This window comes from Microcoleus sp. B13-B6, from assembly GCF_036705405.1.
Classification (GTDB): domain Bacteria; phylum Cyanobacteriota; class Cyanobacteriia; order Cyanobacteriales; family Microcoleaceae; genus Microcoleus.
On the sequence record NZ_JAUBUJ010000020.1, the window covers coordinates 21904 to 44481 of the forward strand.

A 22578-nucleotide genomic window follows, 5' to 3' on the forward strand; every position below is an offset into this window, starting at 1 on the left:
TCGGTATCTATGATAGTTGAACTAGCCATGTGCTTTTTACCACTCGTTTTCTCGGAGATTACGTACCCAGGTAGTGCTACCTAAGTCTTGACGATCTCGCCACATTCCAATAAATGGATCGTTCATTAAATCAACATTTACTGACGAAGAGACAGGTTCATCATATATGTACTTTTGTTTTAAAAAGGCGATCAAACTTACCACTTGACTCTGTGCTTCAGCCGGCAGAGATAAAAATTCACCTAAAAACTCTTGATTTGTCATGGCTCTACCTTTTAAACAGAACAAGATATCTTTGATTAAGTCTATCAATATTTTGAGATTTTGGGAACTACTCCCTTCCCGTCATGGGGTCAAAAGCAGAAATTTTATGTCTAAAATCCCAACTTTGGGTAGTTAGGCAGAAACTTTCTCTGTTTCCATGACTATTCCTCTTCTTTCCCTTCCTCTGTGCTCTCTGTGCCCTCTGTGGTTCCTTCACTCTTTCCTGCATTAACCTCAATCTTTCGCGCCTGACGTTCCGAGGCAGCTTTTTGCAGCATTTTCAATTTTTCTGGGTCAGCATTCGATCGCCAAAACAACTTATGATCCTTAATTTTAACGCAATTTTCCTCCAAACACTTCATCCATTCCCGATGTTTCTTAACTACGCCACGATCGAGAATACCTAACTTTTCTTCTTGGCGGGTGAGTTTCGCAAACTTGTCATAATGGGGATAACTCTCAGTAACAAAAGCTTCTTTTCTCACTAAAATTGGCGGATTGTACACATCAGAATAGTCTTGATAGCTCACAGAAAGGTCGCGCAAATCTATGTGCATAGAAGTGTGAAGGGCTGGATGCGGGTTAGTGTCAAAATCGGGATAAAATAGATAGGAAATCTGAGGTCTGCGAGCGTAAAATTTGATAATTGTCGCGCCGTCAAGTCTGCCAATTGTGCGGTTGGCGCAGCCTTCGTAGAGCCTGAGCAAAGGATCTAGTTCTTCTAATGCAGAGACGTGAACAGAAAGGGAACCATGCTGTTTGTAGCCGATCGCACTATCTTCGCAGCAATCCGCAACAATATCAGGTTTGCTCAGACTATATAGCATTAAATCTGCCAAAGTGCAAGCTTTTTGATAATTGTCAAACAAACCTTTGATGTCGTTGCGGATTTGAGCCGGGAGTCGGCGCATTGAAGGTCTATCGCCCAAACCGTTCAGAGCCAGATACACCAGCAAATCTTGGCGGCGCTTGTCGGCGATTTTCTCCCAATCATCCGCATCCGTTGCTTGCAAAATCACCCTCCAAGCGCGATTAAAACTGTGAAATTCCTCCTTAATCGCCGATTCTTCCGCTAGTTCGCCTTTAACAGGAAGGCGGCCCCGATCGCTCACAAAAGCCATCAAAGGAGCCAACATTTCCGCATAATCCTCAAACCGCTTAACTTTCGATCGCACTCTGGGAGTCGATAAGTGCGATCGAAACCGAGAAGCACGAAAACTTTCACCCTCCGCCGCATCCCGAAACACAAAATAAATCCCCAAAGCCACAGGAATCGCATCAACACTCAAAACTTGATCAATATAAACCTTCAACTCTTCTTGTTCGTAATACTTCTGAAAAGTATTCCGAGAAGTAATCACCCCATCCCCGTAAGCAATTTGACCTTGTTGGCGATCGTCAATCAAAACTTGAGCCGCTACAACTAATAAATTCTTAGTTAATTCCCAAGCATTCAGCAAAGCTTCTCGCCGTTCCGCCAAAGATTCAATCACATTAATCACATAACCAATATTCACAATATCAGCACAAATTCGCGGAGTATCCGGCTGATAGTATGGGTCCCAACCAGAAATAGCATAACCCTCTTGTGCAATATATTTAACATCCCCGCCGAAACCGCAACCGTAATCAAAAAAAGTCGCCCCGTCCCTCGCTAAATCAGCTTCTAAAACCAGACGCAGAGGTTTAGAAAGCGAATTGCGTACCATTGCAGCTTTGTGTCGCTCGATCTTAGGAATTGATAGCTCACTATTCTCCTGTTTCAAACGCTCGACAACAGTATGATCTTGGATTTCTACACCGCAATATCCCAAATATTTGAGCCAACCCTCGCGAGTGCCGATAACGCTAGTATTGTCAAGCAGCCCCCACTTTTCCTCGCTGCGAGTCAGCCTCGCAAACTTTTCGTAATTGGGATAATCCGCAGCTACAAAAGTTTCCTTACGGTGCAAAACTGGAGGATTTTCGCTGTTGCTGTAATCGAAATATTTCACTTCCCCTGTTGCTAGATTAATTTGGATGCTGGTTTGCAAAGCAGGATGAGCATCTGTATCGAAATCCGGGTAAAAAAGATAAGATATTTTAGGTTGATGGAGTGAAAATTTAACTAAATTCGCTTCATCAATATTTTCGAGAGTGCGTCTGGCACAATTTTCGTAGATTCCGATGACAGGGTTGAGTGTCTGCAAAGCCGAAACGTGAACGTAAAAAGCCGTAGGTAATTTTTTCCCCACCTTGCTTTCCCGACAGCACCGAGCGACTTTTGCCACCAAATTGTCTACACAAGAATTATTGATTTCGTCGGGTAAGTACGGCACAGCATTTACAGAATCTTGCTCAGAGATAGCCTCGTTTTCGTACAATAAAACTTCTTGAGCAAATGTCATCAAAGGCGTGAGCCGTTTTTCATCATTTTCTAATGAATCGCTATCTAAAATAGTGTTTGTACTGGGATCGTAATTCATAGCTAAATTAATTGTTTTTTAAATTAACCGCAGAGAACGCAGAGGACACGGAGTGAAGAAAGAAACAATTTATTTCTTAGTCCGCGTAGGCGGACTTCGTTTGTGTAGGCGCGATTTCAATCGCCGACTACGATCGACTACGATCGACTACGATCGACTGACATATTAACCGAACATTCGAGTTTCCACAAATTCTTGAACCCGGGCTAAATGACTGGACAAACTCACTAATATGTTCTCAATCCTCTCAATATTTAACAATTCCCTCTCTGGTGGTTCAGATTGAAAGCCTCGCGCTTGATGCTCCAATTGTGCGGCCAAATCCGACATCAGAGCAACTCCCACATTAGCCGAAGTTCCTTTGAGACGGTGGGCTTGATATTCCACAGCTTGCCAATCTTTAGCTTCTAGAGCTAGTTTGGCAGCAGCCATGTCCGCTTGGGCGTCTGCCACAAAAGCTTGCAAAAGTCGCTCTGGCAATTTAATATTAACTCGTCCGAGTTGCTCTAATCTGCTCTTGTCGAACAGCCCGTCGCAGTCTCTATGTTCCCAAGTTTGATGTGCGATCGCCCTTGGTGTCGGCAGAGCCACAACCTGCGCTTTTTCCACAAGTTCTGTATAATTTGTTGCTAATTGAGATTTATTTTCAGAGTTAATACTTTTTACTCCATACTTATTTTCACCCTGAACATTTAGGGCTTCATACTTTTTCAGAGCCGCCGCCAAAGCATCTAAATCTACAGGTTTGCTGAGATAATCGTCCATCCCCGCCGCCAGACACTTTTCTCGTTCCCCCGGCATAGCATGAGCAGTTAAAGCCATCACAAAAGTATGCCGATCGCTTCCTTCTATTTCCCTCAATTTTTGCGTCGCTTTGTAACCGTCAAGTACCGGCATTTGACAGTCCATCAGCACTAAATCATAGCTTTTTTTTGCCAGCCAATCCAGCGCTTCTTGACCGTTGACCACGCAGTCAGCCTGATAGCCTAAAACTGCCAACTGTTCGACCAGAACTTGTTGATTGATCGGGTGGTCTTCCGCCACCAAAATTCTCAGCGATGACAGCGAATTGGGAGTAACATATTGAGAATTAACTGCTGGCAATTTGCAAGTATTAGCAGCCTCCAGCCTCCCAAACTCTCCAGTTCCCTTAACCGACGCAAGCATTGCCTCAAGCAGGCGGCTTGGCCGCACGGGCTCGATCAAATATCCGTTAAAACCCTGACTGCAAAGTGATTCAGCTTTGGGCTGTTCTCGCAAAGCAGTCATGGCGATTAAGGAGCCAACTTTCGAGGTCGATCGCACTTTCCTAGCAAATTCCTCCGCATCCAACTCAGGCATTTGCAAGTCCACAAGCACCAAATCCCAGCTTTTTTCCCTCTCCCCCGAATTCTGAGAAATCGCGCCCTGGGCCTTGTTCAACCAAGTCAAAGCCTCAGTAGCAGTTTCTGCCTCATCGCAGCGGGCACCCCAACTTTGAGCGAGCGATCGCACCGCTGCCCTCCTCAAAGCGCTTTCCGATACTACTAACAGCTTCTTGCCCGCAAGTTCGGGATCGGGAGGCTCAACTGGCAACTGTTTTTCCAAAGGTACAGTAAACCAAAAAGTAGCACCGCTACCTAGCAAACTGCGAACTCCAATGTCCCCTCCCATCATCTCCACTAACTGCTTACAAATAGCCAAACCCAAACCCGTGCCGCCGTAAGGTCTAGTCGGAGAATCGTCTACCTGAGAAAAAGATTGGAACAGCTTTGTTTGCCCTTCGGCCGAAATTCCAATGCCAGTATCCCGCACGGAAAATAGCAATCTTGCTTCTTGTCTACCGTCTGCCTGTCGGTTGCCCTGTTTCACAGTTACGTGAACTAGAACTTGACCGCGATCGGTAAATTTTATGGCATTACCCGTCAAATTCAGCAAAACTTGCTTCAATCTGCCCGAGTCGCCCACCAACTTTCTCGGCACTGAGCTGTCAACTAAAATATTCAATTCAATACCTTTTTCTTCGGCCAAATGCGCTATAATTTCTATCACCGACTCAACGCAACTATCCAAATCAAAATTAGACTTTTCCAGCCGCATTTCTCCAGCTTCAATCTTAGAGAAATCGAGGATATCATTAATAACAGTCAGCAAATGTTCAGCACTGCGGTAAATCGTCTGAGCACAGTCCCGCTGTTTCTGTTCCAGAGGAGCGCGCAGCAGCAATTGAGCCATTGCCAAAACCCCATTCATCGGAGTGCGAATTTCGTGACTCATGTTCGCCAAGAATTGCGACTTCACCCGGCTCGCTTCTAAGGCAGTTTCCCGCGCTTCCACCAACTCATTAATCTTGTCGGCAACCATCACAATTCCCCCGACTTTCTCGTCTGGATCGTACCAAGGGTGAGCAGCCCACCGCAGGTACAGAACAGAGCCGTCCGATCGTTCCCAGGCATCTTCGCTCACAGAAACTACCTTGCCTTTGAGCACTTCTTGATACATTACTTTCCAGCGATTGGGGGTATCTGGAAACAATTCGTAATGGCTGAGATTATTCAGGGACGGCAACTCCAAATCAAATTGACTAACCCATTTTTTAGAATTAGCCATATAGCGCATTTGTGTATCGAACATCGCCATTGCTACAGGCACGCAATTAATAATTTGTCTCAGTTGCAGCCGTTCCCTTTCCAGAGCATCTTCCGCCTGTTTGCGCTGAGTAATGTCGCTAATCATACCGGCCATCCGCAGCGGTTTTCCTTGGGAATTCCGCTGAGCTTTTCCCTGAGAAGTGCAGTAGCGGTAAACACCGTTCGAGTGTAGCAGCCGGAATTCTACATTATAGTCTATTTCTTGTTCCAAGTGAGCGGCGATCGCCGCGACGATTCCCTCCTTGTCATCGGGGTGCAAGCGGTTGTATAGAGCTTCCATAGTCCTGCCAAATTGCTTTCGCGACAAACCGATAATTTCCAAAAGGCGATCGTTCCAATAAACCTCATTTTTACTTAAATCCCAATCCCAAATTCCGTCGTTCACTCCCTCTAAAACTAACCTGTACCGTTCCTCACTTTCCTTAAGTTTTTGACTGGCATCAAACGCCTTTGATTCGGCGCGGTAAACGCGCATGGCATTGTACACGCTGCGAGACAAACTATCGGGAGAAAGCTTATTTTTAGCAATATAATCAGAAGCTCCAGCCTTCATCAATTCCACAGCAATTTGTTCGTCGCCTTGACCTGTGAGCACAATTAAGGGAACTTTCAGCCCTGCTTCTCGTAGATTTTTTACCAAACTCAGCCCGTCTCCGTCGGGCAATCCGTAGTCGAGCAATACGCAGTCAAATTTGCACTCAAATATTTGATTTAATAGCAGCCCATTTTCTGTCTCCTCAACCTCGCTTAAAGGTTGAGATTTATTTTGTTTGGAGAGTTTCGCGGTAGCCTGAGTAGAATTTTTGCTGACCGAGAGTTGGGCCAGGGCATCCGCGCAGTCTTCTGCTTCAGTAACTTCTGCCGAAACACCAGCGGACTTGAGCGATCTTTTGATCGCCATTCGATCAACTGCATCGTCATCAACTATCAGAATTGTGAGAATTTTGTCCATAAAAACCGAATTGTGGATTACTCCGAAAAAGCTGCTGTCGAGAAAACGGAATTAAAACAACTGCATCGCTGAAAAATCACAAACCCCCCTTGAAAATTTTTTTATTAAATTTTCCCTGGTTTAGGGAATTTCGCTCAGCATCCAGTATCTGTTGAGGGTAGCCATCACTTCCACGAAGTTAGAAAAAGTCACAGGTTTAAGAATATAGCCCGCTACATTCAAATTATAAGCTTTTACTTTATCTCTATCTTCATTAGAAGTTGTGAGGACGATTACCGGAATTGACCTCAAACATTCATCCAGTCGCAATTCTTGCAAAAACTCGATCCCGCTCATTCTCGGCATATTCAAGTCCAGCAAAATCAACCGGCGCGCTTGAGGCATTGGAGGGTCTATTTTTCCTTCTCCACGTAATATTGCCAGAGCTTCTAATCCATTGGCAGCAATGTAGAGGGGGTTGACGATGTTATTTTTTTTGAAAGCTCGCCGGACGTTCATCACATCAACCTCATCATCTTCTACCAAGAGAATATGAATTTTTTTGTCTTGCATAAATCAGCCATTTTATAGATGTTTTTTAAGCGCCAGTCTCGTTGGGGAGGTTTAGCCAGCACGGATCGCGAACCCAGCAGGTTTAATCTCTATTGTCCTTTTTGACAACTCCTCGGCCTGAAGGCACGAGGATTCTTGGTTCATTGGGACTACTCATGTAGCTTCCCCTCCCCAAAATTCACGCTCGTTTTGCCCAACCGCTGTATATCCACGCTGCAACACCACTTGCGCGGCTGCAACATCTCGATTCGTTTCATAGCCACAGGTTTGACATTTATGTACCCGTTCGGATAGTTCTTTTTTGCCTGTATGGGTTTGACATCTTGGACAAGTTTGACTTGTTCCGTTCGGGTTTACAGACGCGAAGTACGCACCTCGCTTAAAGCAAACATGGCTCAAGATATTCAAGAACTGACCAAACCCTGCATCAAGCGTGTGCTTGGCACACATTCCGGCTGACATTGCTTTGAGGTTCAAATCCTCAGCAAATACTGTTTGGGCTGCGTTGCATAAATGATGTGCAGTCTTGAAATGAAAGTATGAGCGACTGTTCGAGATGTATTCGTGGTGCTTCGCTATTTGGTGATGAATTTGACGAAACTTTCTAGAGCCTTTTTTCTTGCGCGATTGTTGACGTTGCAGCAATTTCAGCTTGCGTTGTCCATCCACAAAGAATCTAGGTCTATCAATCAATTCACCATCAGAAGTTGCCAAAAAATGTTTTAACCCTAAATCAATCCCTAATCCATGTCCTGAAGGTGAGGCTTGAGGTACTTTGATATCACATTGCAAACTGAGCATGGCCGAGGAGCCAGAAGCCCTCTTAACAACGCGAATTTGCTTAACCTCAAACCCTTGAGGGATTGGACGATCCAGGTGCATTTTAACTAACCCAATCTTGGGTAGGTTGACCCAATCGGCACCATCAAACTGTTTAACGGATTCTAGATTCAATTGAGGGAACACTACGGAGCGCATCCGCTTTTTGAATCTAGGAAAACCGTGTCCTCGTTCCCACATTGCCACAAACGCTGCTTCTAGTTGGCGCAACGCCTGCTGCAAGACATGGGTGTGAGGCAATTTCAACTCAGGAATTAACTTCTTTGCTTGGGCTAATGATTTGCATTGGCCCGCAAAGGTTGGACGCGGTGCATCAGCAGGGATCATGTATTCCTGCTTCATGCTGCACGAGTTGATATCACACTTACGAGAATTAACCCAATCTTTTCGTTCTCGCAATGCAAAGTTGTAGACCTTGCGGCAAATATTGAGCCACTGGTCGAAAGTCTGGCGTTGCGTATCGGTAGGAATGAGCTTGTACTCGTAGGTTAGATTTAACATACAGCCATTGTAGAGCCGACCTGAATAAATGCAGTGCTGTTTAATGCAAAAACCTCGCTGAGAGATTCCGAGCCGAAAGTCCCCCTAGAAGGGGGAGGCTTGTATCCCATTTTTTTGGTCAAGAATCATTTATTCCGGGGCCGATGACGGTATCTACCGGCAGGTGTACTCGCCCCTCATGCTCTCAGGGGCGCAGCCGAGATCCAAAAACTCGCCAATAACGCCCGATCGAGCTACGGTAAAATCTAAAACTCATCTACCTTATTATTAATCGCCATGTCAGCCGATCGCAAACTCTACGAAGGCAAAGCCAAAATCCTCTACTCCACCGAAGACAGCGAAATTTTGCTGACCCACTTCAAAGACGACGCCACAGCCTTTAACGCCCAGAAACGGGGCAGCATCGTCGGCAAAGGCGAAATCAACTGCGCCGTATCCGCCCACCTGTTTCGGATGCTAGAAGCCAAAGGCATTCCCACCCACTTCATCGACACGCCGGCCCCCAACCAAATGCGAGTCTGTCGCGTCCAAATCTTGCCATTGGAAGTCGTAGTCAGAAACATTGCCGCCGGCAGTCTTTGCAAGCAGACCGGGCTCGCCCTCGGCACAATAGTCAATCCCCCGCTGGTGGAGTTTTATTACAAAAACGACGATTTGGGAGACCCGCTGCTGACCCGCGACCGGCTCCAGTTAATGCAGCTAGCCACCCCCGAACAAGTAGACCAACTAGAAATAGCCGCCCGCGAAATTAACGAAATACTCAAAGAATTTTTCACCGAGTGCGGCATCACCCTAGTAGACTTCAAACTAGAATTCGGTATCGACCAACATCAAAATCTGCTCCTCGCCGACGAAATCAGTCCCGACACCTGCCGCCTCTGGGACAACGCAGAAACCGACCCCGACGCCCGTGTTATGGACAAAGACCGATTCCGCCGGGACTTGGGATCGGTGGAAACCGCTTACCAGCAAGTTCTCCAACGGGTTCTAGCTCAGAAAGTCTAGAGGCTTTAACAATGCGCTACAATTGCACAGTTTGTCACCCTTGTGCCTTTGATGTCAGCTCAGCGGTCAACAGTCATCAATTAGCGGTCAGCGCGAAATTCCACCGACTTATATAACTAATGACTAATGACTAATGAATAATGACTAATGTGGTGTGTGAATTGCCCAAAAAAGTGAACAAAAATGCGTTTATCTGCTGTATTGGTGGCAGTTTTTACTGCCTCAGCAACATTCGGGTTATCAAATTCTGCAAACGGCCAAACATCCTACTCTGAATCTGCAGAGGAAGCTTTGGCTGCCGCCCGGCCCGCCCCGTCGATCGAATTACCCGATCGCCCCATTCCAGAATTAACCCAAAACCCTCCTCAAAACCGCAAAGCCGCTAAAACCGGCAAAGGGGAAGCCCTAACAATAGCTACGGCCCCTGACAGAGGACAAGGCGAGGAGCCCCCAAACCTAGTCACAGACCCGCCCTCCCCGGTTTCACCTCCGCTCCTTCAACTCCAACCCCAGCTAGCATCCAACCCCTCCCCCGCCTCTAGCAGCCAAAACGCCCTGCCAGACGCGCAACTCGGCACCCCGCTCCCCCCCAAGGAAGCGGCTGTAACGCCCGCCTGGATCGCAGCAGAGCTAGGGAAACCAGAGGAATCAGGGGCGATCGCTCAAAACGCCCAAGTTACCCCCAGACCGGCCCCGACCAGACCGGCCCCGACCAGACCGCCCACCGACACCGTTCCCCCATTGCCCCCTGGCCCAGCACCGCAGCCCAGACAAACGCCCGCACCCGCTGGGGCGGCAGAACCGCAAGTGCTAGTTGCAGAAGTTACAGTCACCGGGGCGACGGAAGACCTGGAAAGCGAAATTTACCGAGTCATCAGCACCCAACCGGGACGCACGACCAACCGCAGCCAACTGCAACAAGACATCAACGCCATTTTTGCCACGGGCTTTTTTAGAAACGTGCGGGCAGTACCGGAAGACACCCCGTTGGGCGTCCGGGTGACTTTTATTGTGCAGCCAAATCCGGTATTGCGGGGAGTGACAATCACCGGTCAGCAAGTGCTGCCCCAAAGCGTAATTGACGAAAGCTTCCGCGATCAATACGGCAAAATTCTCAACCTCCGCCGCTTTGAAGAGGGAGTGAAAAAAATTAATGCGTGGTATCAAGAGAACGGCTATGTTTTGGGGCAAATCACTGATGCCCCGCAAGTAGCAGACGACGGCACTGTCACCCTGGTAGTGGCAGAAGGCCAGATCGAATCCGTTGATGTCCGCTTCCTGAACAAGGAGGGAGAGGCAACAGATGCCACGGGTCAGCCGATCGGAGGCAACACCCGTCAGTTTGTCATCACCCGCGAAGTAGAACTCAAGCCCGGAGACATCTTTAACCGCACCAAGGCGGAAAGGGATTTGAGACGGGTGTTTGGTTTGGGAATTTTTGAAGACGTGCGACTTGCCTTGGAACCGGGAACGACTGACCCCCGCAAGGCAAGGGTAATTGTCAACGTCATTGAGAAAAATACCGGTTCTCTAGCCGCGGGTGCGGGTTTGAGTTCCGCGACGGGTTTGTTCGGTACGGTGAGTTACCAGCAGCAAAACTTCAGAGGTAGGAACCAAAAGTTGGGCGCTGAGGTGCAAATCGGGGAACGCCAAAATCTGTTTGACCTGAGTTTTACAGATCCCTGGATTGCGGGCGATCCTTACCGGACTTCTTATACGATTAATGCGTTTAGAAGACGATCGATCAGCGTGATTTTTGACGGCGGCGAACGGGAAGTCAGATTGCCCAACGAGGATCGACCCCGCATCAATCGCACCGGGGCCGGCATCAATTTCACCCGTCCCCTGTCGGCCAATCCTTTTGCCGATTCGGAGTGGACTGCTTCAGTCGGCTTGCAGTACCAGCGAGTCTCAATTACCGATCGCAAAGGCAGGCGCGAATCCGAGGACGAACTCGGCAACCAGTTGAGTTTTAGCAATTCTGGCTCAGACGACTTGACAACATTCCAAGCAGGTGCAGTGCGCGATCGGCGCAACGACCCCCTCCGCCCCACTAGCGGTTCCCTGCTCAGATTTGGGATGGAACAATCGATTCCTGTAGGTTCCGGCAGCATCCTCTTAAACCGCCTGCGGGCCAGCTACAGCTTGTACCTACCAGTCAAGTACACTAACTTTACCGCCGGCCCTCAAACCCTGGCATTCAGTTTTAGGGGCGGCACCGTATTCGGAGATTTGCCTCCATACGAAGCCTTTGCCTTGGGCGGCGCCAACTCGGTGCGCGGATACGACGAAGGCGACATGGGAGCCGGGCGCAGCTTCCTAGAAGCCAGCGTTGAGTACCGTTTCCCGATTATTTCGTTTATCGGCGGAGCACTATTCTTGGATGCTGGCACTGACTTGGGCACGGGCAAAGATGTCCCGGGGGACCCGGCCGGTATCCGCGAAAAGCCCGGTAGCGGTTACGGTTACGGGTTCGGCGTGCGGGTTCAATCTCCTTTAGGGCCGATCCGGATCGATTACGGTATCAACGACACTGGCGACAATCAAATTCACTTTGGGATTGGTGAGCGATTCTAATTAACGAAGAGTCATTAGTCAGCAGTCATTAGTCATTAGTTAGGAGTAAGAGGTAATTACTAATGGGTAATTGCTAATTGGTAATTGCTAATTGGTAATTGCTAAGCTGCGTCTGGGTCCACCCTACGAATCATATCTAAGGTGCGCGGCCCGGCGCACCCTACGGGTTAACTACTGTGACGCTGTTGCGGCTGTTACAATCGTAGAGAACCTTACCACCAGCCCAATATGACTCCATTTTTTCCGATGCTGTTATTGCAATTTACTCAAATAGCAGAAACTAGCTCTTGTCGTACTGTCGGACAGCCGGAGTTAATCGCAATTATTGCTCTAATGGGGGACTTTTAGCCTTTGCTGCTACAGCTAACTTGCCAGCTATTTCAATCGTAGCAGCAAAGGTTCTAGCAGGTCTTGCAATTGGAGCTAGCTTCGAGTCGATAATATTGCCCTTCCAGGCAATTTTAGATATCGCAGCGGTGGTGGCTGTAGTCGAGGGCATTAAGCACATCTTAGGATGTGGTTAAGGAGTTAACTACGGTTAACTTCCTTCTTCCTTTTTCCTTATTCCAAATGACTATTCACACCCTAAAATCTGAATTTGAACTGTCGGGAATCGGTTTGCACAGCGGCGAACAAACTCGCGTCCGAGTTTTGCCTGCGGAGGTTGGGAAAGGCCGCTATTTTGTCAGAGTTGACTTGCCTGGTACTCCGATAATTCCTGCAAAAATTGAGGCGGTTTGTCAGACTGCACTTTCAACGGAACTGGCAGGTATCGATGCTCAAATTCGCACTGTAGAGCATCTATTAGCGGCTTTGGCGGGGATGGGAGCGGATAATGCTCGAATAGAGGTTGAGGGGCCGGAAGTGCCGCTGCTGGACGGTTCGGCTCTGGTTTGGGTAGAGGCGATCGCCCATACCGGCTTAGTTCCTCAAGAATCGAAGCAAGCCCCCACTTCCTCCTTCGTCCTAGAACAGCCAATTTGGGTGCGCCACGGGGATGCTTTTGCAGCGGCTTTACCCTCAGCCGAAACTCGATTTAGTTACGGAATTGATTTTGAGGAACAGGCGATCGGCAATCAATGGTACAGTTGGTCGCCAGAGGCAGAAAGTTTTGCGACGGCGATCGCCCCAGCCCGCACTTTTGGACTTGCTCGCCAAGTTGACCAATTGCGACAAGCAGGTTTGATCAAAGGTGGTACCCTAGAGAACGCCCTAGTTTGCGATCGATCCGGCTGGCTCAACCCGCCCTTGAGATTTGTCAACGAACCGGTGCGCCATAAAATCTTAGACTTAGTAGGCGACCTCAGTCTGCTAGGAACTTGGCCAAAAGCTCACTACTTGGCTTACAAAGCCAGTCACAACCTGCACGTCCAACTCGCCCAAGCCCTGAAATCGGAAGCTCTAGCTACCCTAGATAAAAGTTAGGAAAAAACAGGTGATCTGTTAAGATTGCATCTTTATTCTTCCTTCTGCCTTCTGCAATACCACACTCAAAAGTCTTCAAGTAATGTCTACGCTGACTGAAGTTAACACCCTCAATACTGCTAATTCTGAATCCCTTCCCACCGAGAACGGTGATGATTCTCCAGCGGTTAAATCTACTTTTACTCTCGAAGAAATTCATAAATTATTGCCTCATCGCTATCCTTTTGCACTGGTTGACAAGATTGTTGATTACGTGCCGTCCGAGAAGGCTGTAGGAATTAAAAATGTGACTTTCAACGAACCGCATTTTCAAGGGCATTTTCCCGGACGACCAATTATGCCTGGAGTATTAATTGTCGAAGCTATGGCTCAAGTTGGCGGTATTGTTCTGGCTCAGTTGCCAGACATCAAGCAAGGATTGTGGATGTTTACCGGAATTGATGAAGTCAAGTTCCGTCGTCAGGTTGTACCGGGCGATCAGTTGCTGATGACTGTAGAATTGCTGTGGGTAAAACGCCGTCGCTTCGCAAAAATGCAGGCTCTGGCTGAAGTAGACGGACAAAAAGTTTGTGAAGGAGAATTGACGTTTTCGATGGTAGATTAAATTGAGCATTGGCCAGCGCAGGCCGATGCCCTGCTCAGGGCCGAAAAGCATTGGTAAGGACTAATCAGTAGCTAATCACAGACAACAGCTAACAGACAACAGACAACAGACAACAGCCAACTGACAACTGACAACTGAAAAATGCTTACTTTGATTCACCCAACTGCTGTGATTCATCCCGGTGCTGAACTTCACCCGACTGTAGAAGTGGGAGCTTATGCTGTAATTGGGGAAAGAGTGAAAATCGGGCCGGAGACTAAGATTGGCGCCCATGCAATTATCGACGGGCTAACAGAAATAGGTGCTCGCAATCAAATTTTCCCCGGTGCGGCGATAGGTTTGGAACCTCAAGATTTGAAATACGAGGGTTCTCCGACTAGGGTGAAAATTGGCGACAGCAATCAAATTCGGGAATATGTGACAATCAACCGCGCTACTGGAGCCGGGGAAAGCACGACTATTGGCAATCATAATCTATTGATGGCTTATGTTCATGTGGGACACAATTGCGCGATCGCCGATCGAGTAATTATCGCCAATGCTGTAGCCTTAGCCGGACACGTTAAAATCGAGTCTCAAGCCCGATTGAGCGGTGTTTTGGGCGTTCACCAGTTTGTCCACATCGGCCGCTTGTCTATGGTGGGCGGCTTGAGCAGGATCGATCGAGACGTACCTCCTTATATGCTAGTCGAGGGGAATCCTTCGAGAGTGCGAGCCATCAACAAAATAGGCCTCGATCGCGCTGGTTTTACTGCAGAAGATTTGCTAGTTTTGAAGAAAACTTTTCGTATTCTATATCATTCTGGCTACACTCTCAATCAAGCTTTGGAACAGTTGGATTTGTTGCCAGAAAACGCCCACTTGCAGCACCTGCGGAGATTTGTGCAGCAGTCTATAACCAAAGGGCGGCGCGGTTTGATTCCTGGCAAAAAGTGAATGAGGTAGAATAAACCTATGAACTAAGCGACTGTTGCCCTATGAATGTATATACTTCAGTCAAATCTACATCCCCTGAAACAGAACAAGATGGCTGCATCAGGTTCTCAGATGTTAGTTGGGAGCAATTTGAAGCGATAGAAGCAGCTTTTAAAGATGTCAGAGGTGTGAAATTTTTCTATCTCGATAAAATACTGCAAATTATGACTGTCTCGCCCGAACACGAAATAATCAAGAAAACTCTCTGTATGCTCCTAGAGGCATATATGAGAGCAAACGGGATTCGATTTTACGGCAAGGGCGGCCCGACTCTAGGTAACAGAGAATTAGGCGGTAGAAAAGAGCCGGATGATTCCTATGATATAGGAACCCAAAAAATAGTCCCAGATATTGCTATTGAAGTGGTAATTACCAGTGGCGGGATAAATACTCTAGAACTCTACAAAAGATTGGGCGTTCGGGAAGTCTGGTTTTGGGAAAATAGTCAGTTATCTCTCTATTACTTAACAGGTGAAAATTATGAGCAGATTGCCAGGAGTACATTCCTTCCCGATCTAGACTTAGAATTACTGCTACGCTGTGCTAATATGCCCGATCAATATGATGCTGTTACCGAGTTATTAGCCAACATCTCACCTGTATAAAGTCAGAATATGAAAATTTTTATCAGCACTGGTGAGGTTTCGGGCGATTTGCAAGGAGCTTTGTTAGTTGCAGCCTTAAAACGTCACGCTGTCGCGGCTGGTTTTGATCTAGAAATAACCGCATTGGGTGGCCCTCGTATGGCGGAAGCGGGTGCTACTATTTTAGGCGATACTGTGGGCATTGGTTCTATGGGCCTTATAGAATCCGTGCCGTATATTTGGCCCACGATTAAAGTTCAGCAAAAAGCTAAACAATATCTCAAAAACTTTCGCCCCGATGCTGTTGTATTGATTGATTATTTGACTCCAAATCTCGGTATTGGCAGCTACATCCGCCGCTATTTGCCTGATTTGCCGGTGGTTTGGTACATCGCACCTCAAGAATGGGTTTGGTCGATTTCTCCTCGCAATACTGAGCTGATTGTCAATATTTGCGACCAACTTTTGGCAATTTTCCCCGAAGAAGCTTGTTATTATCAAAAAAAAGGAGCCGAAGTGAGTTGGGTTGGTCATCCTTTGGTGGATAGAATGCAATCTGCGCCCAGCCGGGAAGTTGCCCGCAAAACTTTGGGAATTGGGCCGGAACAGGTGTCGATCGCCCTAATTCCCGCTTCCAGACACCAAGAACTCAAGTACCTGATGCCGGTTATATTTGAGGCAGCTCAAATTATTCAAGCTAAATTGCCGGAAGTTCATTTTTGGATTCCGCTGGCTAACAAAGCTTTTCGCAGCAAAATTGAACAGGCGATCGAGAATTACGGTTTGCGGGCTACTTTGTTAGAAAATCAAACTCTGGAAATCTTGGCTGCTGCCGATCTGGCGATCGCTAAATCTGGTACTGTTAATCTGGAGCTAGCTTTGCTCGACGTTCCGCAAGTTGTTGCCTACCGCGTCAGTCCGATTACGGCGGTTATTGCTCGCCACGTGCTGAAATTTTCGATTCCTTTTATGTCTCCGCCCAATTTGGTGCAAATGAAGCCGATCGTCCCGGAGTTGCTGCAAGACGAGGCGACTGCGGAAAATATAGTGAATCACGCACTGGAATTGCTGCAAAATGCCGATCGACGCCAGCAAACTTTGGCAGGTTATCGGGAAATGCGCGAAAGTCTCGGAGATGTGGGTGTGTGCGATCGGGCCGCTGCGGAAATAATGAAAAATGTTAAATTAAATACAGCAAATTAAAGCAACTTTGTTATTGAAATGTTATGCCAAGCAATCGGAAAAAGCGACCGATCGCTGTTGATTTATTTGCAGGCGCGGGCGGCATGACCCTGGGCTTTGAACAAGCAGGTTTTGATGTACTTGCATCAGTCGAAATTGACCCTATTCACTGCGCCACACACGAGTTTAATTTCCCGCTGTGTTCTATTCTGTGCAAAGATGTCACACAGCTTACGGGATCAGAAATTAGGAAAAAATCGGCGATCGGGCGGCGCGAAATAGACGTAGTAATCAGCGGTTCGCCCTGTCAAGGATTCTCCATGATGGGCAAGCGCGAGGTAGACGACCCGCGAAATTCTCTAATTTTTCACTTTCAGCGCTTAGTTTTGGAGCTAAAACCCAAGTTTTTTGTAATGGAAAATGTGCCGGGAATTGCATCAGGAGAACACAAAGAACTCCTGAATGTTTTAATTAGCTCTTTTCTGAAACGTGGCTATAAAGTAGAAGAAAATTATCAAGTTCTCAACGCTGTTCACTATGGAGTGCCGCAAGCTCGCAAACGATTGTTTTTGATTGGGTGCAAAGAAGGTTATGAGCTACCCAAATACCCTCAGCAAACTACTATACTGCCGAAAGTTAAAATTCCTAAACGCTATAAAAAAATTAATTTACCTGCTGTCCCGACAGTTTGGGATGCGATTGGAGATTTGCCGGATGTGGAAAAGTACAGCGATTTGCTGCACCGAGATTGGGTAATCGCGGAGTACGGAAAGAGCAGCGCTTATGCGAGTATAATGCGCGGAATCGATGGTTTGGATGATGATTATTCCTACGATCGCGAGTACGATAGACAAATCCTCTCTTCTAGTTTACGAACTAAACATTCTCAGGAATGTATAGAAAGGTTTCAGGCGGCCAAACGCGGCGAAAAAGAGCCGATCAGCCGTTTTTACAAGCTTCACCCCGACGGAGTTTGCAACACTCTCAGGGCCGGAACCGACAGGGCCAGGGGGGCTTATACTTCTCCGAGACCGATTCACCCGATCGCCCCTCGGTGCATTACAGTCAGAGAAGCTGCGCGACTGCATTCCTATCCTGACTGGTTTAGATTTCACGTCACAAAATGGCACGGTTTTCGCCAAGTCGGAAATTCTGTACCGCCACTATTGGCGAAAGCTGTCGCAGCGCAGATTATTAGCGCTTTGGGCGTGGAAGCAATTAAGCCGAGTCTCAAGCTGACATGGGGAGATGATTCGTTGCTTAAACTGAATTGGTCGGAAGCAGAACAATATTATCTAATATCAAATCCGTTAGCATCGGAATAGTCAATTCGAGTTCACTGTTGACTGTTCACTGTTGACTGTTGACTTTTCACTGTCAACCGTCAACATCATGTATGAGTGTAACCAGAAATGATATAAAAAGTTAAGAATTAGATTTACAGCGTATATGCAGGACTACCCTCAATTAAGCGCAGGGCAAAGTGCCTGTATCAGCGATCGCACTTCGATGACCAGCACAAGATGTCCTGGGTAGTTAAACAAACCGGGAATGTATTCCGGCGCGCTGTGCAGTTTGTTCAAGGTAAAAGTGGGAACTATTTCGACTACTGGCCTGCAATCCAAGGCGTAGCGATCGTCCTATACATAAAATAGCAAAATCAACATCTGCATATCATGGGAGATTTGAGATTGTGAAAGTCTACCGGAAAACATTTTGATAAATTTCGCTGAGTTTTGCAACAATTACGAGTCTTTTGGAATTCTAGAGCTATCTTGGAAAAAGTGTATTTTCAGGAGACTCAAATACTATGGGTTGGTTTAAAAGACTGTTCGGACTCGAAAAGCCTGCACCCCAGGCTGAACCGATGGCACAAGTAGTACAGCAAGCAGCACAAGCGCAATCCATCGCTCCTGCTAAAGTCGGCCCAGACGGAAATTTTGACGAAAGCGGCCTGGCGAAGCGGGTGGCTTTAGCTTTTGACAGCGATCCAGAAGTTGCTGATATCGAGACTGTTTATGTGGCTCAGCTCAGTGGCACGGTTGTTCTCAAAGGTCAAGTTCCCAGTCAGGAAATTCTCGACAAGTTGGTGGCGATCGCCTCTGCTGAAGAAGGTGCCGCAGGCGTGCAAACCGATCAGGTGACAGTTGGCTAGTTCTGCCCAAGCGAAGCAGTTTCGCTCCGGGTGCTGCTCGAATTAGTCAAAAACTCGATTAAACCCGCTGCGGCGGGTTTTTTCTTGCCGTCTCCCCCCTCCAAATATTAATTTTTGTAAACACAACCGATTCATCTCAAAAAACCGTATAATTGAATACAGAAACTAAAAAAGTTTTAGCCAAGAAAACCAACCCTGACCTGACTGCCCTTTTTATCTCCATAAATATAAGGATCAAAAAATATGAAACTCACTTATCGCGGTTCAAACTACGAGTACGACATTCCGACAGTTGATATGGTCGAAGGCGAAGTCGCGGGCAAATACCGGGGGCAAAACTGGAACTATCGGTATCCGAGACACATTCCCAACCCCAAAAAATACGGCGGCCCACACTATACCAAAAAGCGAGATGCTCAAGCTGGCGATGGGAATGTCGCAGCAGCTAACGCCCCAGGGGCGGTTAAATCTTACCCAACAGTTATGGAAGTGGCGCAAGTGCACCGGGCGAATCTTTGCAATATTCTCGATCGTAGAAAGGAAGCAGCCAAAGCCAAGGGCGATGAAACACTGCTGCGCTTGCTAGAAATTGAGTCGAGACACATGGTGTGTTAGAGAAAAAGCTTCAGAAAACAAAGCGTTTGTCAAGAGGGGGAAATCGAGTTAAGCTCAATTTCCCCCTTCTTCCTATACAGCAATTTTTAGCTAAGTGAAGTACAAATAAACTGAGATATTGCACCATTCTCAATAATCCTTTTTTGGGTGGGCTAGAAGCGCAACCCCTACTCCCCACAAGAAAATCTACTCTTTGTGGAACAGGCATCTTGCCTGTTCATAAAAGGCTAATTGAGAATGGTGCAACATATAAAAGAATAAACCAGTTTCTGTCACCCCTTGACACAAACCACCTGCTTCAAAGTCGCCACAACTTCCACCAAATCCGACTGCTGACTCATCACCTCATCAATCGGCTTATAAGCCCCCGGAATTTCATCTAAAAATTGCTCATCTTTCCGGCACTCAACCCCCTCAGTCTGCCGCACCAAATCATCGAGAGTGAATACATTCTTCGCTTGAGTGCGAGACATCAAGCGCCCCGCACCGTGACTGCAACTACAGTAACTTTCAGCATTTCCCTTCCCTTTAACAATGAAAGACTTCGCCCCCATCGAACCCGGAATAATCCCGTAATCCTCAACATCCGCGCGCACGGCACCCTTGCGAGTAACATACACATCTTCGCCAAAATGCACCTCTTTTTCCGCGTAATTGTGGTGGCAATTCACCTCTAATAACGGCTTAACAGATTTGCCACCCGCGACGTGCTTTTCCACAATTCGCTTAAACCGATTCATCATTACATCGCGATTAAAACGAGCATAATCTTGCGCCCACTGCAAATCGTGCCAGTAAGCGGCAAACTCCCGCGTACCCGCTACAAAATAAGCCAAATCTTTGTCAGCCAGATTAATTTCTGCCAGTTTAGCTAAATCTTTAGCCGTCTCTATATGCTGCTGTGCGAGCAAATTTCCAATGCCGCGAGAACCGGAATGCAGCATCAGCCAAACAAAGTTTTCAGTATCAACGCAAACCTCAATAAAATGATTACCGCCGCCGAGGGAACCCATTTGTTTTAAGGCTTTATTGTTTTGGTGCTGCACACCTTGATGAAGTTCCTTAAACTCGCCCCATCCTTGCCAGTTGGTGACAGTTGTTTCTACTTCTTTGTTTTCCGAAAATCCCACAGGGATTGCGGCTTCGATATCGAGGCGAATTTGTTTGAGTTTGCCTTCTAATTTGTGAGCTTTGAATGGCATTTTTATCGCAGACATACCGCAACCCACATCGACGCCCACAGCCGCCGGAATAATCGCTTCTTTTGTGGCAATTACTGAACCGACTAAAGCACCTTTTCCTAAATGTACGTCGGGCATTAGTGCGACGTGTTTGAATACAAAGGGCAAAGATGCTACGTTTGCGGTCATCTTGGTTTCTTTTTCGCCCAGGGCGTGATTTGCCCAAGATAATACTGGTTTTGGGGCTGATATGTCTAATTTTTCGTAGGGCATTTTTGTTTAAGTTGGTTTTGCAAGTTTGTTATGTAGTACAAGTGTAACACAAAGACTTTCGGATGTCAAACACACTAATTCTCGTAGGGTGCGTCAGTCGGGAATTTCTTTTGGGAGTCATAGAATTTTTACTGACGCACCTTACCCACTAATTATTGCCGCGTCAACTTCACATCAGATGCAGTAGCGGTATTGTTGGTAAGTCCGACATTCCGACAGGGAATGAATTCCCTGTCTCATAGCAAAAGTCCTCTCAAAGAGGACTAAAATCGATCGCACTTCCCGTCAAAATCTACAGTCGGTTTTAACCGACATCTTGCAGCAATATCAATAAGAGGATTTTTCGTGGGGTCGGGCGGGTTTATAGAACCTATTTGCAAGCTTTAAGGCTGTTGGCGAACCCGCCCCTACGTCTAATTGAGAATGGTGCAATATCTCAGTTTTAACCGACAGTCCGACAGGGAATGAATTCCCTGTCTCATAGCTAAAGTCCTCTCAAAGAGGACTAAAATCCCTCGCACTTCCCGTCAAAATCTACAGTCGGTTTTAACCGACTTTCGCTATGAGGCAGGGGTTTCAACCCCTGTCGGACTGCGGGAAAGCGAGTCAAAAGCTAACACGGCACAAAAAGCGTTTTGTATTGAAAATCCTTAAGAAATGCCTAAAGATTGAATGAATAATTGACTGTAGGGTGCGGATTGTTGTACCTCCGTCAAGGAACCAAACAGCTCTTTTCCCCCAAAGATAACTAATGTCTTCTGTGTAGAGTCAGCTTCTTGACTCGGCAGTTGTGAGTGAACGGAAAGAATACTATCTGAATCAAATCGATAAAAGCGGTCCAAGTCGCTGCAAAGTCCTTCTTCAACATCCTTGAGATTAGGATAAAGTTCTTGAGAAGGACGCGGTTCATGACCGCTTAAAATCAGTTCATCTAACATTTCCATTTTTTCAATATCGATTAGATACATTCTCCCATTACCAGTGTTAATTAGAAGGCGATCGTCTGATAGGTAGGTAGAGTAGCTAAACCTGTCATCCGAATCAGGACAAGGGCATTCGCATATTCCAAGTAGATTGCACTCAGGAAAACTGAATCTGCTGATTTGTCGATCGCAATCGTGTACAACCACAAATTCGCCACCAGCAGGATGAAATTCTGGAGGCCCTGTGTCATCGGGACATGGAACCTCCACGGCGTGAATTTCCGTACCATCGTCATAAAGCCAGTAGATTTGCTGTCCGTCCTGACCTGCGGCAGCCCAAAGAGCTAAAATTTGATTTTCGGGGTGCGGGTGAAACGAGAAGGAACTCCAGCAAAAAGGGTCTTCGAGCAAAAGTTGTCGTTGAATTTGCCACGAATTGGTATCGCGAATTTGAATCTCGACTTCCCCGCCTTCAATTAATTTCATGCACCAAAAACGCACGCCGTCTGCATCAAACCAGCAGTCCTGAAATCCATTTTTGTTATACGAAAACTTAACAGGAGGGTTAGGTAGCTGTTCTTCAAAAACTAGCTGGTTTTCTGCTGTCATAATTGCTAAATGATTGCCATTTGCCATAATTGCTGCCAGCAAATCGCCTTTGGGACTAATGGCTAAACAGCTAATTTCGTCGGGAAGCTGGTATTCGTATTTTGGCGACAAGTTGCGATCGACTAAAGTGACTTTTTTGCTATCGCAACTTGTCGCAATCGTCCACTCGGAATCAGTGCGTTGATTTATATATGAGAACGACCAGTCAATTTGTTTTTCATATTTTGGTAAAATCAGCATAAAGATATTTAAGTTTACTGCGTTGA

The 22578-nt window shown here is 46.9% G+C and carries 19 protein-coding genes; 10 read left to right on the forward strand and 9 right to left on the reverse strand.

Features of this window, described 5'->3' with window-relative positions; translation table 11 throughout:
• Positions 1-36 precede the first annotated feature (36 nt).
• The 5 genes from QUB35_RS11520 to QUB35_RS11540 all read right to left on the reverse strand — a co-directional run bounded on the left by QUB35_RS11520 (position 37) and on the right by QUB35_RS11540 (position 8204).
• The gene (locus QUB35_RS11520; protein WP_333142049.1) at positions 37-264 is read right to left on the reverse strand and encodes a hypothetical protein; all 228 of its coding nucleotides are present in this window, start codon (positions 262-264) and stop codon (positions 37-39) included.
• 161 nt (positions 265-425) lie between these two features.
• A complete protein-coding gene (locus QUB35_RS11525; RefSeq protein WP_333142050.1) occupies positions 426-2729 on the reverse strand; it encodes a DNA phosphorothioation-associated putative methyltransferase in 2304 nt (767 codons plus the stop codon).
• A gap of 165 nt (positions 2730-2894) precedes the next feature.
• Complete coding sequence (locus QUB35_RS11530; protein ID WP_333142051.1) at positions 2895-6311, reverse strand: response regulator; 3417 nt, start codon at positions 6309-6311, stop codon at positions 2895-2897.
• A gap of 120 nt (positions 6312-6431) precedes the next feature.
• A complete protein-coding gene (locus QUB35_RS11535) occupies positions 6432-6863 on the reverse strand; it encodes a response regulator (RefSeq protein ID WP_333076249.1) in 432 nt (143 codons plus the stop codon).
• Between the two features lie 153 nt (positions 6864-7016).
• On the reverse strand, positions 7017-8204 hold the full coding sequence (locus tag QUB35_RS11540) for a transposase (protein WP_333142052.1): 1188 nt from the start codon (positions 8202-8204) through the stop codon (positions 7017-7019).
• A gap of 276 nt (positions 8205-8480) precedes the next feature.
• On the opposite strand from QUB35_RS11540, the gene purC reads away from it, so the two are divergent.
• Both purC and QUB35_RS11550 read left to right on the forward strand, forming a co-directional pair.
• A complete protein-coding gene (gene purC, locus QUB35_RS11545) occupies positions 8481-9209 on the forward strand; it encodes a phosphoribosylaminoimidazolesuccinocarboxamide synthase (protein WP_333142053.1) in 729 nt (242 codons plus the stop codon).
• 183 nt (positions 9210-9392) lie between these two features.
• Positions 9393-11786 (forward strand): BamA/TamA family outer membrane protein, encoded by a 2394-nt coding sequence (locus QUB35_RS11550; RefSeq protein WP_333142054.1) that lies wholly within the window; start codon positions 9393-9395, stop codon positions 11784-11786.
• Between the two features lie 322 nt (positions 11787-12108).
• Here the strand turns inward: QUB35_RS11550 and QUB35_RS11555 are convergent, their stop codons facing one another.
• Positions 12109-12285: a hypothetical protein gene (locus QUB35_RS11555; RefSeq protein WP_333142055.1), complete on the reverse strand. Its 177-nt coding sequence runs from the start codon at positions 12283-12285 to the stop codon at positions 12109-12111.
• A gap of 71 nt (positions 12286-12356) precedes the next feature.
• Here QUB35_RS11555 and lpxC point away from each other — a divergent pair, with 71 nt between their 5' ends.
• The 6 genes from lpxC (at position 12357) to QUB35_RS11585 (ending at position 17881) form a co-directional block, all read left to right on the forward strand.
• Positions 12357-13211 carry a UDP-3-O-acyl-N-acetylglucosamine deacetylase gene (gene lpxC, locus QUB35_RS11560; RefSeq protein WP_333142056.1) on the forward strand — a complete coding sequence of 285 codons (855 nt, stop codon included), beginning with the start codon at positions 12357-12359 and terminating at the stop codon, positions 13209-13211.
• An 82-nt stretch (positions 13212-13293) separates the two neighbouring features.
• Positions 13294-13815: a 3-hydroxyacyl-ACP dehydratase FabZ gene (gene fabZ / locus QUB35_RS11565; RefSeq protein ID WP_333142057.1), complete on the forward strand. Its 522-nt coding sequence runs from the start codon at positions 13294-13296 to the stop codon at positions 13813-13815.
• Positions 13816-13956: 141 nt separating this feature from the next.
• Complete coding sequence (lpxA, locus tag QUB35_RS11570) at positions 13957-14751, forward strand: acyl-ACP--UDP-N-acetylglucosamine O-acyltransferase (RefSeq protein ID WP_333142058.1); 795 nt, start codon at positions 13957-13959, stop codon at positions 14749-14751.
• 41 nt (positions 14752-14792) lie between these two features.
• Positions 14793-15395, forward strand: a complete 603-nt coding sequence (locus QUB35_RS11575) for a Uma2 family endonuclease (protein ID WP_333142059.1) — start codon at positions 14793-14795, stop codon at positions 15393-15395.
• Between the two features lie 9 nt (positions 15396-15404).
• Positions 15405-16577 carry a lipid-A-disaccharide synthase gene (lpxB, locus tag QUB35_RS11580; RefSeq protein ID WP_333142060.1) on the forward strand — a complete coding sequence of 391 codons (1173 nt, stop codon included), beginning with the start codon at positions 15405-15407 and terminating at the stop codon, positions 16575-16577.
• 23 nt (positions 16578-16600) lie between these two features.
• Entirely contained in the window at positions 16601-17881 is a 1281-nt protein-coding gene (locus QUB35_RS11585; RefSeq protein WP_333142061.1) for a DNA cytosine methyltransferase, read from the forward strand.
• Between the two features lie 138 nt (positions 17882-18019).
• Here the strand turns inward: QUB35_RS11585 and QUB35_RS39120 are convergent, their stop codons facing one another.
• Positions 18020-18181 (reverse strand): hypothetical protein, encoded by a 162-nt coding sequence (locus QUB35_RS39120; RefSeq protein ID WP_445252025.1) that lies wholly within the window; start codon positions 18179-18181, stop codon positions 18020-18022.
• A gap of 185 nt (positions 18182-18366) precedes the next feature.
• Between QUB35_RS39120 and QUB35_RS11590 the strand changes: the two genes are divergently transcribed.
• The gene (locus QUB35_RS11590) at positions 18367-18711 is read left to right on the forward strand and encodes a BON domain-containing protein (protein ID WP_333142062.1); all 345 of its coding nucleotides are present in this window, start codon (positions 18367-18369) and stop codon (positions 18709-18711) included.
• A 243-nt stretch (positions 18712-18954) separates the two neighbouring features.
• A complete protein-coding gene (locus tag QUB35_RS11595) occupies positions 18955-19326 on the forward strand; it encodes a DUF4278 domain-containing protein (protein WP_333142063.1) in 372 nt (123 codons plus the stop codon).
• 272 nt (positions 19327-19598) lie between these two features.
• Here QUB35_RS11595 and QUB35_RS11600 read toward each other — a convergent pair whose 3' ends face one another.
• Both QUB35_RS11600 and QUB35_RS11605 read right to left on the reverse strand, forming a co-directional pair.
• Positions 19599-20780, reverse strand: coding sequence for an RtcB family protein (locus tag QUB35_RS11600; protein WP_333142064.1), 1182 nt, complete (start codon positions 20778-20780; stop codon positions 19599-19601).
• Positions 20781-21430: 650 nt separating this feature from the next.
• Entirely contained in the window at positions 21431-22552 is a 1122-nt protein-coding gene (locus QUB35_RS11605) for a hypothetical protein (protein ID WP_333142065.1), read from the reverse strand.
• Positions 22553-22578 lie beyond the last annotated feature (26 nt).

Bases quoted from the DNA above. Each gene is read 5' to 3' on its own strand.
- fabZ (WP_333142057.1), top strand. From the start codon at position 13,294: ATGTCTACGCTGACTGAAGTTAACACCCTCAATACTGCTAATTCTGAA.
- lpxC (WP_333142056.1), top strand. From the start codon at position 12,357: ATGACTATTCACACCCTAAAATCTGAATTTGAACTGTCGGGAATCGGT.
- QUB35_RS11525 (WP_333142050.1), bottom strand. From the start codon at position 2,729: ATGAATTACGATCCCAGTACAAACACTATTTTAGATAGCGATTCATTA.
- purC (WP_333142053.1), top strand. From the start codon at position 8,481: ATGTCAGCCGATCGCAAACTCTACGAAGGCAAAGCCAAAATCCTCTAC.
- QUB35_RS11535 (WP_333076249.1), bottom strand. From the start codon at position 6,863: ATGCAAGACAAAAAAATTCATATTCTCTTGGTAGAAGATGATGAGGTT.
- QUB35_RS11595 (WP_333142063.1), top strand. From the start codon at position 18,955: ATGAAACTCACTTATCGCGGTTCAAACTACGAGTACGACATTCCGACA.
- QUB35_RS11590 (WP_333142062.1), top strand. From the start codon at position 18,367: ATGGGTTGGTTTAAAAGACTGTTCGGACTCGAAAAGCCTGCACCCCAG.
- QUB35_RS11575 (WP_333142059.1), top strand. From the start codon at position 14,793: ATGAATGTATATACTTCAGTCAAATCTACATCCCCTGAAACAGAACAA.
- QUB35_RS11540 (WP_333142052.1), bottom strand. From the start codon at position 8,204: ATGTTAAATCTAACCTACGAGTACAAGCTCATTCCTACCGATACGCAA.
- QUB35_RS11520 (WP_333142049.1), bottom strand. From the start codon at position 264: ATGACAAATCAAGAGTTTTTAGGTGAATTTTTATCTCTGCCGGCTGAA.
- QUB35_RS11605 (WP_333142065.1), bottom strand. From the start codon at position 22,552: ATGCTGATTTTACCAAAATATGAAAAACAAATTGACTGGTCGTTCTCA.
- lpxB (WP_333142060.1), top strand. From the start codon at position 15,405: ATGAAAATTTTTATCAGCACTGGTGAGGTTTCGGGCGATTTGCAAGGA.
- QUB35_RS11550 (WP_333142054.1), top strand. From the start codon at position 9,393: ATGCGTTTATCTGCTGTATTGGTGGCAGTTTTTACTGCCTCAGCAACA.
- QUB35_RS11530 (WP_333142051.1), bottom strand. From the start codon at position 6,311: ATGGACAAAATTCTCACAATTCTGATAGTTGATGACGATGCAGTTGAT.
- QUB35_RS11555 (WP_333142055.1), bottom strand. From the start codon at position 12,285: ATGCCCTCGACTACAGCCACCACCGCTGCGATATCTAAAATTGCCTGG.
- QUB35_RS11600 (WP_333142064.1), bottom strand. From the start codon at position 20,780: ATGCCCTACGAAAAATTAGACATATCAGCCCCAAAACCAGTATTATCT.
- QUB35_RS11585 (WP_333142061.1), top strand. From the start codon at position 16,601: ATGCCAAGCAATCGGAAAAAGCGACCGATCGCTGTTGATTTATTTGCA.
- lpxA (WP_333142058.1), top strand. From the start codon at position 13,957: ATGCTTACTTTGATTCACCCAACTGCTGTGATTCATCCCGGTGCTGAA.